This window comes from Candidatus Nitrospira neuquenensis (assembly GCF_979578155.1).
Genome location: NZ_CEFZDU010000033.1, coordinates 169,505 through 183,575 on the forward strand (window position 1 = coordinate 169,505; position 14,071 = coordinate 183,575).

A 14,071-nucleotide genomic window follows, 5' to 3' on the forward strand; every position below is an offset into this window, starting at 1 on the left:
GACGGACGATGGTCTTGATCTTCGAGAGCGATCCGCTGGACAACGAGCACGCGCGCGGGCGGTTCTACCACGTCTGTCTGGGCCGGGTGCAGACGGAGGAGATGGCGCCGCCGCCGCCGGATCGGCCCTACGAATGCCCCCGCTGCGGCGTGGAGCTGGAAACCGAGGACTTCTGGATGGCCCGGGTGAAGGGATCGGTATAAGGGGGCTGATGCCGGGCAGCGGCGGACGCAAGACCGTCTCGGTGATGCGGGGCCTGATGATGCTCTGCGATACCTGCCACGAGCAGGTGGTCGCCGAGGGCCTCGTGGACGAGCGCAACTTCGCGAACGACTACGTCGCGCTCTTCGACGCGGTCTGTCCGGGCTGCCTGGACATCAACCGCCCGCTGATCGACGACATGCTGGGCAGCTCGGAGTAGCCGATCGGGCGGCGGCCCCCTACTTGCAGCTCTTGCCGTCGAAGACCTTGCAGGCGGACTCTCCGCTCATCAGCCGCCAGCGCTTGATCACCGGCGGCTCGTCCCCGGGCTTGAGCTCGACCACGACGTCCAGCATCCCGCCGACCGGCAGCTTCTCGAGATGGGGCTTCGCCTCTTCGCTCGCCGCCACGCCGAAGACCTTCCCGTCCGCGGCGATCACGATGTACCCTTGCTTGGCGTTCACCTGAATGATGGGACTGTAATAGCTCTTGTCTTCGGCGGCCGCGGGGCCGCTCCAGCACAGGCAGGCGAGAGCGGCGACCAGCAGGACCGGCCGGCGGGAAGTTGGTCTCGTAGGCATCGTCCGGGCCTCCCAGGAGAGGATGAAGGCCCTCATTATGGCAGGGCCGATGGCGACCGGTCTAGAAAAATTCTGCGGGTGAGGCGATGGCGAAGGGCGTTTCGGTCACGACGCGATCCTTGATCCGGTAGGCCCTGACGTCCGGCCGGTCCTTGTCCGCCAGGGAGATGATGACGTACCAGGCGTCGGGGTAGTAGGCGAGCCCGATGTCGGTCGTGGAGGGATAGGCGGACGAGCGCGTGTGGGAATGGTAGATGACGGTCAGGTCGAGCTTGCGGCGCCGCATATCCTTGAAGGCCGCCACCATCTCCGTCGGGTCCATGAAATAGGCGACTTCCGCACGGGCGGTCTCGGACAGGGAGGCCAGGTTCTTGACGCTCGCCTCCTCGAATACCTCCACGGCGCGCGCGTCGCGGGCCACCGTGTTCGTGATGCGATAATGGCGCGTGACCCGGCCGTCCGTGCCCGCCAGGAGACCGCAGCACTCGAAGGGATCCATCTCGCGGGCGTGGGCGATCATCTCCGCGAGGACGGCCTGGGGGATCGTGAGCGTCGGCACGGCGGGGTCAGAGCGCGCAGGAGACGGTGTAGTCGCCGCTCAGGTCGGTGATGGCGGGCCGCGGGCCGCAGAGCCGGCAGTCGGGGTCCTTGGGGCGGGCGAGCTTGCGGAACTTCATCTCCAGCGCGTCGTAGATGAGCAGGCGGTCGGCGAGCGTCTCGCCGATGTCGAGGATCTCCTTGATCGCCTCGGCGGCCTGGAGCACGCCGATCGTCCCCGCCAGGACGCCCAGCACGCCGGCCTCCTGGCAGTTCGGGACCAGGCCCGCCGGCGGCGGCTCGGGGTAGAGGCAGCGGTAGCAGGGGTAGCCCGCGTGCGGCTTGATGGTCGTGAGCTGCCCCTCGAAGCGGAAAATGCTGCCGGAGACCAGGGTCTTCTTCGCGAAGAAGCAGGCGTCGTTGACCAGGAAGCGGGTGGAGAAGTTGTCGGAGCCGTCGAGGACGAGGTCGTAGTCGGCGAGCAGGCCCAGGATGTTGTCGGCCGAGACGTTCTCCTGGTGGGTCTTGACCGTGATGTCGGGGTTCAGCGCGGCGAGGGTCCGCCGGCCGGATTCGACCTTCGGCACGCCGACCGTGGCGGTGGTGTGCAGGATCTGCCGCTGCAGGTTGGACAGGTCCACGACGTCGCCGTCCACGAGGCCGATCGTGCCTACGCCGGCCGCGGCCAGGTAGAGCGCGGCGGGGGAGCCGAGCCCGCCGGCTCCGATGACCAGGACCCTGGCGCGGGCGAGCTTCTTCTGTCCCTTGCCGCCGACCTCCGGCAGGATGATGTGCCGGCTGTACCGCTGGATTTGCTCGTCGGTGAAGTCCATGGAGATCAGTGGCACGTCAGCGAGTGAACGCGTGGACCAGTCGGCAGGTGGGCCCACAGTGGTGTCGGAGCACGCTCGCCCTGACTCGCCGCGTGGACACCGGCTACTCCACCACGTTCAGCTCGATCGGGTCCACGAGGACGCCCTTCGCGCGCAGGCCGGCCACGGCCCGCTCGATCTCCGCCACCTCGCCCGTCAGCTCGACGTCCATCCAGCCCGTGGTCTCGCGGACGTCGGCGCGGCGGACGTTGGTGACGACCCTGTACTCGTGGCCGATCTGGTAGATGATCGGTTCCTTGATCTTGTCCTCGGGGAACCGGATGTGAAACCGCAGGCTGGTCATGCCCGTCCCCCCGCGATGGCCGGGACGATGGACACCTCGTCGCCGTCCTTCAGGACCGTGTCCTTGCCCTTCAGGAAGCGGATGTCCTCCTCGTTCACGTAGATGTTCACGAACCGGCGCAGCTCGCCTTTCTCGTCGCAGAGGCGGTCCTTGAGGCCGGGATGCGAGGCCTCGAGGGCCTCGATCATCTCGGCGATGCTGCCCCCCGTGGATTCGACCTCCCCCTGACCTCGGGTGAGCGGCCGGAGCGGCGTCGGAATGCGGACCCTGATCATGCGTCTCCCTCTCCCTGTTTGCCCATCTTGAAGGTCCGCTGGAAGCTCACCAGGCTCGGCTGGATGCGGACCGGCCGCCCGACCGCGTCGATGACCGCCTCCTGGGTCTTCAGCCCGTTGCCGGTGATGTAGGCGACGGTGACGTCCTGCTTCTTGATGACGCCCTGCTTCGCCAGCTTCTTGAGGACCCCGACCGTCACGCCGCCGGCCGTCTCCGCGAAGATGCCCTCGGTCTGGGCCAGCAGCTTGATGCCCTCGACGACCTCGTCGTCGGTCACCACGTCCATCGCGCCGCCGCTCTCCGCGGTCGTCTTCAGGGCGTAGTAGCCGTCGGCCGGGTTGCCGATGGCGAGCGACTTGGCGATCGTCTTCGGCTTGACCGGCTTGAAGAAGTCCCGGCCCTCCTTGAAGGCCGTGGCGATGGGGGAGCAGCCCTCGGCCTGTGCGCCGTTGATCCTCGTCGGCACGGCGGCGATCAGGCCCAGCGCGCGCAGCTCGTTCAGCCCCTTCCAGATTTTCGTCAGCAGCGAGCCGGAGGCCATCGGGATCACGACCTGGTCCGGGGCGCGCCAGCCGAGCTGCTCGACGGTCTCGAAGGCGAGCGTCTTGGACCCCTCGGCGTAATAGGGCCGGATGTTGATGTTGACGAAGGCCCACCGGTGCTCGGCCGCGATCTCGCTGCAGAGCCGGTTCACGTCGTCGTAGGTGCCCTCCACCTCGACGACGTTCGGCCGGTAGATCAGGTTGCCGAGCACCTTCGCCGCCTCCAGGTCGCCGGGGATGAAGACGTAGCAGCGCAGGCCCGCCGCCGCGGCGTGCGCGGCGACGGAATTGGCCAGGTTGCCCGTGGACGCGCAGGCGACGGTGTCGTACCCCAGCTCGCGGGCCCGGCTCAGGGCCACCGCCACGACCCGGTCCTTGAAGGAGAGCGTCGGGTGGTTCACCGTGTCGTTCTTGATGTAGAGCTCGTCCAGTCCCAGGTAGGCGCCCAGGTTGCGCGCCCGCACCATCGGCGTGAAGCCGGCGTGCAGGCCGACCGTCGGCGCCCCCTCGATGGGCAGGAGGTCCGCGTACCGCCACATGCTGTGGGGGCCGGCCTCGATCTTCTGGCGCGAGACGACCTGTTTGATCGCCTCGTAGTCGTACTTGACCTCCAGCGGGCCGAAGCACAGCTCGCAGACGTGGATGGCCGCGGTCGGATAGTCCTTCCCGCATTCCCGGCAGACAAGGGCTTTCATCTTGGGCATGGCGTCACCAACATGGGAAGCCGAGGCCGTCAGCGACGGAGCGGAGCCTGCTCCCGACCGAGCGCCGCGGGCCGGTCGCTCCCGGCGGCTCCCTTCACGACGCAGACCTCCTGCTCGTGGTCGATCAGCTCGGTGATCGTCGGCCGCTCCCCGCAGACCGGGCAGTCGGGGTTGCGGCGGACCCGGATCTCCCGGAACAGGGTCCGGCGCGCGTCGAAGTCCAGCAGCCGGTCGGTCAGGGGCCGGCCGATCCCCAGCACGAGCTTGAGGGCCTCGGTCGCCTGGATCGTCCCGATGATCCCCGCGAGCACCCCGATCACGCCGGCCTCCTGGCAGGAGGCCACGAGCCCCGGCGGGGGCGGGTGCTTGAACACGCAGCGGTAGCAAGCGGACTTGCCGGGCACGATGGTCGTGACGCGGCCGTCGAACCGCAGGATGCCCGCGTGCACCAGGGGCTTGCCCGCCATCACGCAGGCGTCGTTGATCAGGAACTTGGCCGGAAAGTTGTCCACACCGTCCAGGACCACGTCGTACTTGCCGACGATCCCCAGCGCGTTGGCGGCGGTGAGCCGCTCCTGGTAGGTCTCGACCGCGACGTCGGGGTTGAGGGCCAGGATCTTCTCCTTGGCGGAGAGGACCTTGGGGCGGCCGAGGTCGGGCGTGAAGTGGATCACCTGGCGTTGCAGGTTGGACAGGTCCACGACGTCGCTGTCGATGAGGCCCAGCGTGCCGACGCCGGCCGCCGCCAGGTAGAAAGCCGCCGGCGAGCCGAGGCCGCCCGCTCCGATGACGAGGATGCGGGCCTGGGCGATCTTCTTCTGCCCCTTGCCCCCGACCTCGGGCAGCAGGATGTGGCGGCTGTAGCGGGTGATCTGCTCGTCGGTGAAGCTCATCGCGTCGCTCGTCGTTCGTGAAGCCCCGGCCGGCTCACGCCGGCGGGCGACGCTTCACGGGCGCGCTTCCTGCGCTAGATGTTGAAATATTTCTCGATGCTGATGTACCGCTCGCCGGTGTCGGGCAGCACCGTGACGACCGTCTTGTCCGGTCCCAGCAGCTCCGCGACCCGCTGCGCCGCCACGACGTTGGCGCCGGCCGAGATGCCGACCAGCAGCCCTTCCTTCTTGGCGAGCAGCTTGGCCGTCTGGTAGGCCTCGTCGTCCGTGACCGTGATGACGCGGTCCAGGATAGCACGGTTGAGCACCTTCGGAACGAAGCCCGCGCCGATCCCCTGGATTTTGTGGGGACCGGGGTCGCCGCCCGACAGTACCGGAGAGCCGGCTGGCTCGACCGCCACCACCTGAATCCGGGGGTTGCGCTCCTTGAACACTTCGCCGCAGCCCGTGATCGTCCCGCCGGTGCCGACCGCGGCCACGAAGGCGTCCAGTCTGCCTTCCAGCGCGTCCCAGATCTCGACGGCGGTGGTCTTGCGGTGCATCGCCGGGTTCGCCGGGTTGGAAAACTGGTCCGGCATGAAATAGGAAGGGTTCTGGGCGACGATGCCCTCGGCCTCCTTGATCGAGCCCTTCATGCCCTCCCAGGCGGGCGTGAGCACGAGTTGCGCGCCGTAGGAGGAGAGCAGGCTGGCCCGCTCCATGCTCATGCTCTCCGGCATGACCAGGATCAGCTTGTACCCGCGGACGGCGGACACCAGGGCCAGGCCGATGCCGGTGTTGCCGCTCGTCGGCTCGACGATCGTGGCCCCGGGCTTGAGTTTGCCCTGCCGCTCCGCCTCGTTGATCATGTTGAGGCAGATGCGGTCCTTAACGCTGCCGCCGGGGTTGAAGGATTCGACCTTGGCGTAGATCGTCGCGCCGCCGGGCGGGGAGAGCTGGTTCAAGCGGACGAGGGGCGTCCCGCCGATGAGCGCCGTGATCTCGCGGTAGGCCTGCGCCGTCATCGGCCGCCGCCCATGTAGAAGAGCACCTCGATCTGGTCGCCTGCCTTGACGGGGGTGGTGCCGAGGCGGTCGCGCTCGACCATGCCCTGGTTCAGCTCGACCGCCACCATGTGCGGGTCGATGTTCTTGGCCTTGAGCAGGTCCAGGACCGTCGCGGCTTGGACCTCCTCCGGCTTGCCGTTGATCGTCACCTGCATCGAGGGCTCCCAAGTAGGCCAGGAAACACGGGAATTTTGAGACGCTACCAGATGGCGCGCGGGCTTGTCAAGGACGCGGCGGGCGCGCCGGCGGGGTTGACTTTCCGCTCCCTCCGCCGCCACTATGGCGCGGTCGCCGCGCCCGGCGGAAGGAGCCGCCGACGGCGCCGCGGTGTCGGGACGAGGGACGAGGGAGGACGGGAACGCCACGATGTGGAAGCGCAATTTCATGTTCCGGCACCAGGAGTCCGTGCCGTTGTCGCAGTCGGAGAACGAGCTGTTCCACGACACCGATCCCGCCCTCGACAGCGCGGGCTTGAACCTGGAGAAGTTCATCTCCGTCTGGGTTCAAGGAGAGGGCGAGGAGGACGCGCCGACCGCCTACACCACCATCTACGTGAGGACGGCCACGCTGGATTTCCAGAAGCGCGCGGGGTTCCTGCAGCCGCTCCAGGGCCGGACCCACCAGATCAGGCAGATGCTCACCCCCGGCCAGAAGGCCTACCTCAAGGACTGGCTCATCAAGGCGTCCCCCGCGGCCTGGGAATCCGCCGACGATCAGTTCCACCTCGTGTTCGAGCCGAGTTGACCGGCCTGCCGGGCGGAGCGCGGACGTGATCAGCGACCAGATCGACGGCGGCGGGCGGCGCTCGGGCCGGCCCGCGCCGCGGCTCGGCGCGGCGATCCTGGCGCTGGCCCTGGCGACCGCCCCGTTTCGGCCCGCGCCGGCGCCCGCCGCCACCGTCGAGGTCTACTACGCGCCGGAAGACCTGCCCGTCGAGCGGCTGGTCGGGCTCTATGAGAAGGCTCGCCGCTACATCTACGTGGCCGTGTACGGCCTCACCTTCCCCCCCGCCGTGAAGGCCCTCGTCGAGGCCAGGAAGCGCGGCGTGGACGTCCGTCTCATCACCGACCGCGAGCGGCTCGACGACCCCAAGCAGCGGGCGGCGCTGGATACGCTGCGGCTCGCCGGCGTCCCCATCAAGGTCAACCGGCACGACGGCCTCATGCACATGAAGCAGGTGGTGGTGGACGACGAGGTGAACGTGACCGGCTCCGCGAACCACACCGGGAGCGCCAACCGCTGGAACGACGAGCGGCTGGACATCATCACCGACCGGGCGGTCACCGCGAAGGCGAAGGACAAATTCCTGGCGATGTGGAAGGACCAGGTCCGCTACCACGAGTGGCGGTAGGGCGCGCGGAGGCCGGCGAAGGGCGGGGGATGGACGAGCGGACGGATGTGGTCGTAGTCGGCGCGGGCGGCGGGGGGGCCGTCCTCGGCCTGGCGCTGGCGCGGCGGGGGATCGCGAGCATCGTGCTGGAGCAGGCGCCGGGGCCGCCGGCCGGCTTGCGTGGGGAGATCCTGCAGCCGAACGGCCAACAGATCCTGGACCGGCTGGGCGTCCTCCAGAGCCTGCCCGCCGCCGCCACGCGGTCCGTGCGCTACTTTCATTTCCTGCGCGCGGGCGGGGAGCGGCTCTGCACCGTGGACTACGGGATGCTGCCGGCCCCCTACAACCGCGCCGTCGTCACCCTGCCGAACGTCGCCCACCACGCGATCCTCGGCGCGCTGGAAGAGGCGGCGCCCGGCGGCCTCCGCTACGGCTGCTCGTTCAGGGGGCTCCTGCGTGAGGGGGGCCGTGTGGCTGGCGTGGAGGTCGAGCGCGGCGGGCGGGTCTTACGGATCGAAGCCAGGCTCGTCGTCGGGGCCGACGGCGCCTGGTCCAAGGTCCGCGAGGCCCTCGCCATCCCGGCCCGGGTCCATCGCTATCGCGAGGGTTATCTGATCGCGCTCCTGGACAACCCGGACGACTTACAGGAGTCCCGGTACGTTGTCGGCCGCCGGGAGATCCTCGGTGTCTTCCCCGCGGCGGGCGACCGCGTCTATCTCTTCTACATGATCCCCGCCGGCTCGATGGAGCGGGTCCAGGCGGCCGGGCTCCGGACCCTGCAGGACCGCTGGGCGCGGATCGATCCCTCGCTGGAGCGCACCTTCCGCACCCTGTCCGACTGGACCCAGACGGCCTACATGCCGACCGGCCGGGTCAAGACCGCGCGCTGGACGGCCGACGGCGCGGCCTTGATCGGGGACGCGGCGCACGCGATGAATCCCCATGCTTCGCAGGGGCGGATGCAGGCCATGGCCGACGCGATGGCCCTGGCCGACCTGATCCCCCGCTGCCTGGAGCGGGACGACCTGTCCGCGGGGGCGCTGGCGGAGTACGAGCGCCGGCGTCGGCCCCAGGTGGAGATGTTGCAGCGGATGGCCGACGAGCAGGTGCTCCTCTGGAACACGGGCAATCCGGTCCTGGCCGTCCTGCGCGACCGCGTCTTCCGCACGCTGGACCGCAACCGGCGCCTGCGCTATCAGGTGCTCACGGCGACGGCGGGCCTGCGGGAGCGTCCCGCCTTCGGGCTGCTCGACCGCCTGATGGCGGCGGGCTTCCTGCCCGACCCCTCGGCCGACCGGCTCCCGCCGGAGGCGGTGCTGCAATGAGCGGGGGCGGAACACCGATGGGCGCCGGTGCAGGCCCGGCGGTGAACGAGGCGGCGGGCCGGCTGCTGCCGGAGGAGACGCGGCCGGTCCTGCGCGCCTTCCTCGCCGAGGCGGCGGAAATCTTCGGTCCCTCGTTGGAGGCGGTGATCCTCTATGGAAGCGCCGCGCGGGGCGAATACCTGCCCGGGCGGTCCAACCTGAACCTCCTGCTGTTGGTCGCGGCGCACGAGGTCGGGCGGCTTCAGCGGTATGCCAAGGCCCACAAGCGGTGGAGCCGCGAACGGATCGTCGTGCCCCTGCTCCTGACGAGGACGGAGCTGGAGGCCCTGCCCTCGCTGTTTCCGCTCGAGTGCCTGGACCTCGTGGAGCACCACCTGCTCCTGGCGGGCGACGATCCCTTCACGGCCCTCTCGCCGGACCTTCGGCGGCTGCCCGAGCAGTGCGAGCGTGAGGTCCGGGCCAACCTGCTGAGGACGCGCCAGCGGTTCGTGGAGGGCGGGGGCACGGCCGAGGCCGCCTTGATCCTGATCCCCCTGTCGGTCACGAGCCTGCTCTGCTGCCTGCGCGGGCTGGCGCGCCTGCTTGATCGCGCGCCGGCCAAGACGAGCGACGACCTGCTGGACGGGCTCCAGGATGCGGTCGGGCTCGACCTCGCGCCCATCCGGGATGCGCTCCGGCTGAAACGCGGCCAGTTGACGCCGGGCCAGTGCGAGGCGCCCCGGCTCTTCGATCGCTACTGCGGCGCCCTGCAGGCGCTCGCCGAGCGCGTCGCGCGCCTGCGCGCGGAAGGGCGGCTTGGCCGGTCGGGGGCGGGGACCTAGTGGGACGCCTCGGGTTCGGCGTGCTCTGCCTGGCCGCGCTGCTCGCGGCGCCGGGGCCGGTCCTGGCTCAAGGGGAACAAGAGAAGCCGCCGCTGCCCGGTCCGCTCGGCTACGTGAGCGACCATGCGGGCGTGCTGGACGCGGACTGGAGGGCCCGCATCCGGTCCGTCTGCCAGGACCTGGAGCGCAAGACCGGCGTGGAGATGGTCGTCGTGACCGTGGGCGACCTGGCGGGCTACCCGACGGCTCAGGCCTACGCCGGGGCCCTCTACAAACAGTGGGGCGTGGGCACGGCACAGCAGGAGTACGGGGCGCTGATCCTGCTGTCGGTCAAGGAGGGCCAGGTTGCGCTCACGCTGGGACGGAACCTGAGCCTCATCGTGCCCGCGTCGGTCCTGCAGGACATCGCTGCCAAGTCGCTCCAGCCCGCCGTCCGGGACGCGCAGTACGGAGAGGGCCTCTACCGCGCGGCGGTCGTGCTGGCCACCTCCGCGCAGCACCTGCGGGTCGGGACCCTGTCGCGGGCCCATTCGCGGGGGCTCGGCATCTTCATGACGGGCCTCATCGGCGTCGCCGTGCTGTTCTTCCTCTGGTGGATCAGTCGCCCCGACCTGCGCCATCCCTACGGGGGCATCAGGCGGGGCGAGTTCTGGGGCAGCGGCCAGGGCGGTTTCGGCGGCCAGTACGGCGGCTTCGGCGGCGGGGCGGGCGGGGAGGGGTGGACGTAGCAATAGGCCCATGATCGGTTGAAGCGCCTGCTTTAAAGCGGATCGGTCCGTTTCGTGTAGTCGTCCGAGTCTTTCGATGACGAGTCGAGGCTCAAAGGTTGTGAGAATCGGCTTGATGACCGATGGCTTGAGCGGCCCAGCCTGTTTCCACTCCGCGATCGTCACTTCTCCGACACCGACAGTGCTTTTCACCTGGCTGGTTACCGCCATCACCATCGAATCGGGTCGCTCTGCGTGGTAGGCGCGGCTGCTCACAACCACGGCTGGGCGTTTCTTGGTGGTTGTCTGGTCAGTGAACGGAAATGGGCTTGCCCGAATTCATAGCCGGTCATAATCGGCGTCGTCGGGCTTGTCCCAGGCCTGTTGGAAGGCGGGTTCTGCAAGCTTCGCGGCAGCGTGAGTCAGACGCTCCTCTTGCAGGCGCACAAGGAGCCACTCAGCGAGCGCGTCCTGTTCCTGCTGCGGCAGCTTGGAAGCTTTGGCGAAGGCCCGTTCGAGGCGCTTGGTCACGGTGCTCCCTCTCGTGGGGGCCTGTTATCGCAACAGTCAGGACCGGAGGGGCAAGCCAGCCACCCCATCTGACCGGCGAGCAGTGGCCGCTACGAGGACTTCCCCAGGGATGCTCGTCGTCATTGCGACCAGCCTGCTGGTGGACAGCCTCATGGTTGGCCAGGATGTGCTGCGGGCTGATAGCCGGATAGACTGCAGGATTCGCAGTCTATCTCGGACAGCCAGGCGGGGCGACCTCTTGATAAGGGTCTGATTTTATTCTAGAGTTGCTTTCCAGTAGGCTGCGTAGGCTCCCGCGCTATGCTGCAAGGTAGCCTGCAGCAGACTTAATAGTTAGACGCCCCTGAGGTCCGCCGCAGCGCATCGATCGAATGAGGTAGCTATTGGCCAAGCTAAGGAACAACACGAGCAAGGCGAACACCACAGGCGCCACCGTCGGCTACGAAGCCCAACTCTGGCAGATGGCCGACGCGCTGCGCGGCAGCATGGACGCCGCCGAGTACAAGCACGTCGTCCTCGGGCTCATCTTCCTCAAGTACATCTCCGACGCTTTCGAGGAGCGCCACGCGAAGCTCGTCGCGGAGAAGGCGAAGGGCGCCGACCCCGAAGACCCCGACGAGTACCGCGCGCAGAGCATCTTCTGGGTGCCGCCCGAGGCGCGCTGGACGCACCTGAAGGCGCAGGCCAAGCAGCCCACCATCGGCCGCCTCGTGGACGACGCGATGGCCGGCATCGAGCGCGACAACCCGGCCCTCAAGGGCGTGCTGCCCAAGGACTACGCCCGGCCCGCGCTCGACAAGCAGCGCCTCGGCCAGCTCATTGATCTGATCTCAAACATCGATTTTCGATCAGATCAACCCTCACCCCAGCCTGCCGGCCACCCCTCTCCCAGTAGGAGAGGGGACGGGGGTGAGGGTAGACACGCCCACGATCTGTTGGGGCGTGTCTATGAGTACTTCCTCTCGCAGTTCGCGAGTGCCGAGGGCAAGAAGGGCGGCGAGTTCTACACGCCGCGCTGCGTGGTGAAGCTGCTGGTCGAGATGATCGAGCCCTATCGCGGACGGGTGTACGACCCCTGCTGCGGCTCTTCGGGCATGTTCGTGCAGTCGGTGGAGTTCATCCGCGCGCACGCGAGCGGCAACGGCAACCTGCCTGCCGGCAGGCAGGCGGCGGGCAAGGCCAGGGCCGACATCTCGATCTACGGCCAGGAGTCGAACTACACCACCTGGCGGCTCGCCAAGATGAACCTCGCCATCCGCGGCATCGACGGCCAGATCGCCCACGGCGACACGTTCCACAACGACCGCTTCCCCGACCTCAAGGCCGACTTCATCCTCGCCAATCCGCCCTTCAACGTCTCCGACTGGGGCGGCGAGCGGCTGCGCGACGACAAGCGCTGGCGCTATGGCGTGCCGCCCGTCGGCAACGCCAACTTCGCCTGGGTGCAGCACATCGTCCACCATCTCGCGCCAGCGGGCGTGGCCGGCTTCGTGCTCGCCAACGGTTCGATGTCGTCCAACCAGTCCGGCGAGGGCGAGATCCGCAAGGCCCTGATCGAGGCCGACCTCGTGGATTGCATGGTCGCGCTGCCCGGCCAGCTCTTCTACTCGACGCAGATCCCGGCGTGCTTGTGGTTTCTGGCACGCGACCGCAAGAACGGCAAGTTCCGCGACCGCCGCGGCGAGGTGTTCTTCATTGATGCGCGCAAGATGGGCCGCATGGTGGACCGCACCCACCGCGAGCTGACCGATGAGGACATCAAGAAGATCGCCAACAGCTACCACGCCTGGCGCGGCGAGAACGTAGGGGCGGGGTCACCCCGCCCCTACGTGGATGTCCCCGGATTTTGTAAATCCGCGACGCTGGAGGAAGTCCGCAAGCACGGCCATGTGCTGACGCCGGGCCGCTATGTCGGCGCCGCCGAACAGGAAGAAGACGACGAACCGTTCGACCAGAAGATGCAACGGCTGGTGGCGCAACTCCGGGAGCAACAGGCCGAAGCCGCGAAGCTCGACGCCGCCATCGCCGCCAACCTGAAGGAGCTTGGGTATGGCGGGTGATCTTCGCTGCGTTGAATATGGACCGGCCTTCGGCGTCTTGGTAAACGCAGCGTTTAACATGAGGCGAAAACCGACCCATGATTAACGCAGGAGAAAACAAAATGACCCGCGCCGGCCGTTACGTTCAGCAGCCCGCCGGCTACCGCGCCTTCATCCCGGCGCCGTTGCCGCCCGACCCGCCGGTGGATTTGGCTGATCCGCTACGGGCGCTGCTGTCTGAGGCCGACTACGCGCTGGGCCGGCTGGACGGGTCCATCCTTACCCTGCCCAATCCCGACCTTTTCGTTTTTATGTACGTCCGGAAAGAAGCCGTGCTTTCCAGCCAGATCGAAGGCACCCAAAGCTCCTTGCAAAACCTCCTGATGGCGGAAGCGCGGCTGCACGATCCGGATGCGCCGGCCGACGTCTCGGAAGTCGTCAACTACGTCAAGGCCATGAACCACGGCTTGGCCCGCCTGGCTGAATTGCCCGTCTCGGTGCGGCTGATCCGCGAGATTCATGCCGAGCTCATGCGCGGCGTGCGCGGCGGCCGGCTCACGCCGGGCGAACTGCGCACCTCGCAGAACTGGATCGGCCCGGCCGGCTGCACGTTGCGGGAAGCGACCTTCGTGCCCCCGCCGCCGCATGAAGTTCCGCAGGCACTCTCCGACCTCGAACGCTTTTTGCCTTCAGAAAGCCCCCTGCCGGTCCTCGTGCAGGTGGGTCTGGCGCACGCCCAGTTCGAGACCATCCACCCCTTCCTCGACGGCAATGGGCGTCTCGGCCGTTTGCTGATTACCTTTCTGCTGACCGAGCGCAAACGACTCGCCCGTCCGGTCCTCTACCTCTCGCACTACTTCAAGCGCCATCGCGCCGAATACTACGACCGTCTCCAGGCCGTGCGCGACACGGGCGACTGGGAGGGCTGGCTTGCCTTCTTCCTGCGCGGCGTGGCCGAGGTCGCGGGCCAGGCGACGCAGACCGTCGCGGCCATCCTTCGCATGCGCGAGGACCATCGCGCCCGCATCACGGAAAGACTCGGCCGCGCTGCGGGCAACGGTCACCGCATTCTGGAAAAACTCTTCGATCACCCCATCGTGACGGTGGCCACGGTGCGCAAATGGCTCGACATCACGCCCGCCGGCGCGAACCAGCTCGTCAGCCGCCTCGTGGACGTCGGTGTCCTGAGCGAGATCACCGGCTACGCGCGCAACCGGCGCTTCCGCTTCGAGCCGTATGTGCGGCTCTTCGAGGAATCCGAAGAGGGGCGGGCATGAGACCGAATGGACGTATCGCCATGACGCGCGAACAGCAGGCCGAGCCCGCCAAGCTCGACGCCGCCATCGCCAAAACTTCCCCTCT

19 protein-coding genes and 1 pseudogene are annotated in these 14,071 nt (G+C 68.2%); 9 read left to right on the forward strand and 11 right to left on the reverse strand.

What is annotated here, in order from left to right:
- Positions 1–8: 8 nt before the first annotated feature.
- Both AC1U7O_RS11650 and AC1U7O_RS11655 read left to right on the forward strand, forming a co-directional pair.
- Entirely contained in the window at positions 9–203 is a 195-nt protein-coding gene (locus AC1U7O_RS11650) for a hypothetical protein (RefSeq protein WP_479894949.1), read from the forward strand.
- Positions 204–211: 8 nt separating this feature from the next.
- Positions 212–421 carry a hypothetical protein gene (locus AC1U7O_RS11655; protein ID WP_479894950.1) on the forward strand — a complete coding sequence of 70 codons (210 nt, stop codon included), beginning with the start codon at positions 212–214 and terminating at the stop codon, positions 419–421.
- 19 nt (positions 422–440) lie between these two features.
- On the opposite strand, the gene AC1U7O_RS11660 is transcribed toward AC1U7O_RS11655, so the two are convergent.
- The 9 genes from AC1U7O_RS11660 to thiS all read right to left on the reverse strand — a co-directional run bounded on the left by AC1U7O_RS11660 (position 441) and on the right by thiS (position 6,111).
- Positions 441–782, reverse strand: coding sequence for a hypothetical protein (locus tag AC1U7O_RS11660; protein WP_479894951.1), 342 nt, complete (start codon positions 780–782; stop codon positions 441–443).
- Positions 783–843: 61 nt separating this feature from the next.
- Positions 844–1,341 carry a M67 family metallopeptidase gene (locus AC1U7O_RS11665; RefSeq protein WP_479894952.1) on the reverse strand — a complete coding sequence of 166 codons (498 nt, stop codon included), beginning with the start codon at positions 1,339–1,341 and terminating at the stop codon, positions 844–846.
- Positions 1,342–1,348: 7 nt separating this feature from the next.
- Complete coding sequence (gene moeB / locus AC1U7O_RS11670) at positions 1,349–2,152, reverse strand: molybdopterin-synthase adenylyltransferase MoeB (protein WP_479895039.1); 804 nt, start codon at positions 2,150–2,152, stop codon at positions 1,349–1,351.
- 103 nt (positions 2,153–2,255) lie between these two features.
- Complete coding sequence (locus AC1U7O_RS11675) at positions 2,256–2,495, reverse strand: NIL domain-containing protein (RefSeq protein WP_479894953.1); 240 nt, start codon at positions 2,493–2,495, stop codon at positions 2,256–2,258.
- A complete protein-coding gene (locus AC1U7O_RS11680; protein ID WP_479894954.1) occupies positions 2,492–2,770 on the reverse strand; it encodes a MoaD/ThiS family protein in 279 nt (92 codons plus the stop codon). Before AC1U7O_RS11680 ends, AC1U7O_RS11675 begins: the two co-directional genes overlap by 4 nt.
- Positions 2,767–4,017, reverse strand: coding sequence for a threonine synthase (gene thrC / locus AC1U7O_RS11685; protein ID WP_479894955.1), 1,251 nt, complete (start codon positions 4,015–4,017; stop codon positions 2,767–2,769). The genes AC1U7O_RS11680 and thrC overlap by 4 nt, the downstream gene beginning before the upstream one ends.
- 29 nt (positions 4,018–4,046) lie before the next feature.
- Positions 4,047–4,910, reverse strand: coding sequence for a HesA/MoeB/ThiF family protein (locus tag AC1U7O_RS11690; RefSeq protein ID WP_479894956.1), 864 nt, complete (start codon positions 4,908–4,910; stop codon positions 4,047–4,049).
- Positions 4,911–4,984: 74 nt separating this feature from the next.
- Positions 4,985–5,914: a cysteine synthase A gene (gene cysK, locus AC1U7O_RS11695; protein ID WP_479894957.1), complete on the reverse strand. Its 930-nt coding sequence runs from the start codon at positions 5,912–5,914 to the stop codon at positions 4,985–4,987.
- Positions 5,911–6,111, reverse strand: a complete 201-nt coding sequence (thiS, locus tag AC1U7O_RS11700; RefSeq protein ID WP_479894958.1) for a sulfur carrier protein ThiS — start codon at positions 6,109–6,111, stop codon at positions 5,911–5,913. The genes cysK and thiS overlap by 4 nt, the downstream gene beginning before the upstream one ends.
- Positions 6,112–6,322: 211 nt before the next feature.
- Between thiS and AC1U7O_RS11705 the strand changes: the two genes are divergently transcribed.
- Genes AC1U7O_RS11705 through AC1U7O_RS11725 form a run of 5 tightly spaced genes read left to right on the forward strand, consistent with a single transcriptional unit; the run spans position 6,323 to position 10,160 of the window.
- On the forward strand, positions 6,323–6,700 hold the full coding sequence (locus AC1U7O_RS11705; RefSeq protein WP_479894959.1) for a hypothetical protein: 378 nt from the start codon (positions 6,323–6,325) through the stop codon (positions 6,698–6,700).
- 25 nt (positions 6,701–6,725) lie between these two features.
- Complete coding sequence (locus AC1U7O_RS11710) at positions 6,726–7,307, forward strand: phospholipase D-like domain-containing protein (RefSeq protein WP_479894960.1); 582 nt, start codon at positions 6,726–6,728, stop codon at positions 7,305–7,307.
- A gap of 29 nt (positions 7,308–7,336) precedes the next feature.
- A complete protein-coding gene (locus tag AC1U7O_RS11715) occupies positions 7,337–8,611 on the forward strand; it encodes an FAD-dependent monooxygenase (RefSeq protein WP_479894961.1) in 1,275 nt (424 codons plus the stop codon).
- A gap of 17 nt (positions 8,612–8,628) precedes the next feature.
- Positions 8,629–9,432 (forward strand): nucleotidyltransferase domain-containing protein, encoded by an 804-nt coding sequence (locus AC1U7O_RS11720; RefSeq protein WP_479894962.1) that lies wholly within the window; start codon positions 8,629–8,631, stop codon positions 9,430–9,432.
- Positions 9,432–10,160: a TPM domain-containing protein gene (locus AC1U7O_RS11725; RefSeq protein WP_479894963.1), complete on the forward strand. Its 729-nt coding sequence runs from the start codon at positions 9,432–9,434 to the stop codon at positions 10,158–10,160. Before AC1U7O_RS11720 ends, AC1U7O_RS11725 begins: the two co-directional genes overlap by 1 nt.
- A 24-nt stretch (positions 10,161–10,184) precedes the next feature.
- On the opposite strand, the pseudogene AC1U7O_RS11730 reads toward AC1U7O_RS11725, so the two are convergent.
- A pseudogene (locus tag AC1U7O_RS11730) lies at positions 10,185–10,478 on the reverse strand (type II toxin-antitoxin system PemK/MazF family toxin); the annotation flags it as partial.
- Entirely contained in the window at positions 10,479–10,670 is a 192-nt protein-coding gene (locus tag AC1U7O_RS11735; protein WP_479894964.1) for a toxin-antitoxin system, antitoxin component, Xre family protein, read from the reverse strand.
- Between the two features lie 461 nt (positions 10,671–11,131).
- Between AC1U7O_RS11735 and AC1U7O_RS11740 the strand changes: the two genes are divergently transcribed.
- A complete protein-coding gene (locus AC1U7O_RS11740) occupies positions 11,132–12,730 on the forward strand; it encodes a class I SAM-dependent DNA methyltransferase (RefSeq protein ID WP_479894965.1) in 1,599 nt (532 codons plus the stop codon).
- A gap of 101 nt (positions 12,731–12,831) precedes the next feature.
- Positions 12,832–13,986: a Fic family protein gene (locus tag AC1U7O_RS11745; RefSeq protein WP_479894966.1), complete on the forward strand. Its 1,155-nt coding sequence runs from the start codon at positions 12,832–12,834 to the stop codon at positions 13,984–13,986.
- The last annotated feature ends 85 nt before the right edge of the window (positions 13,987–14,071 follow it).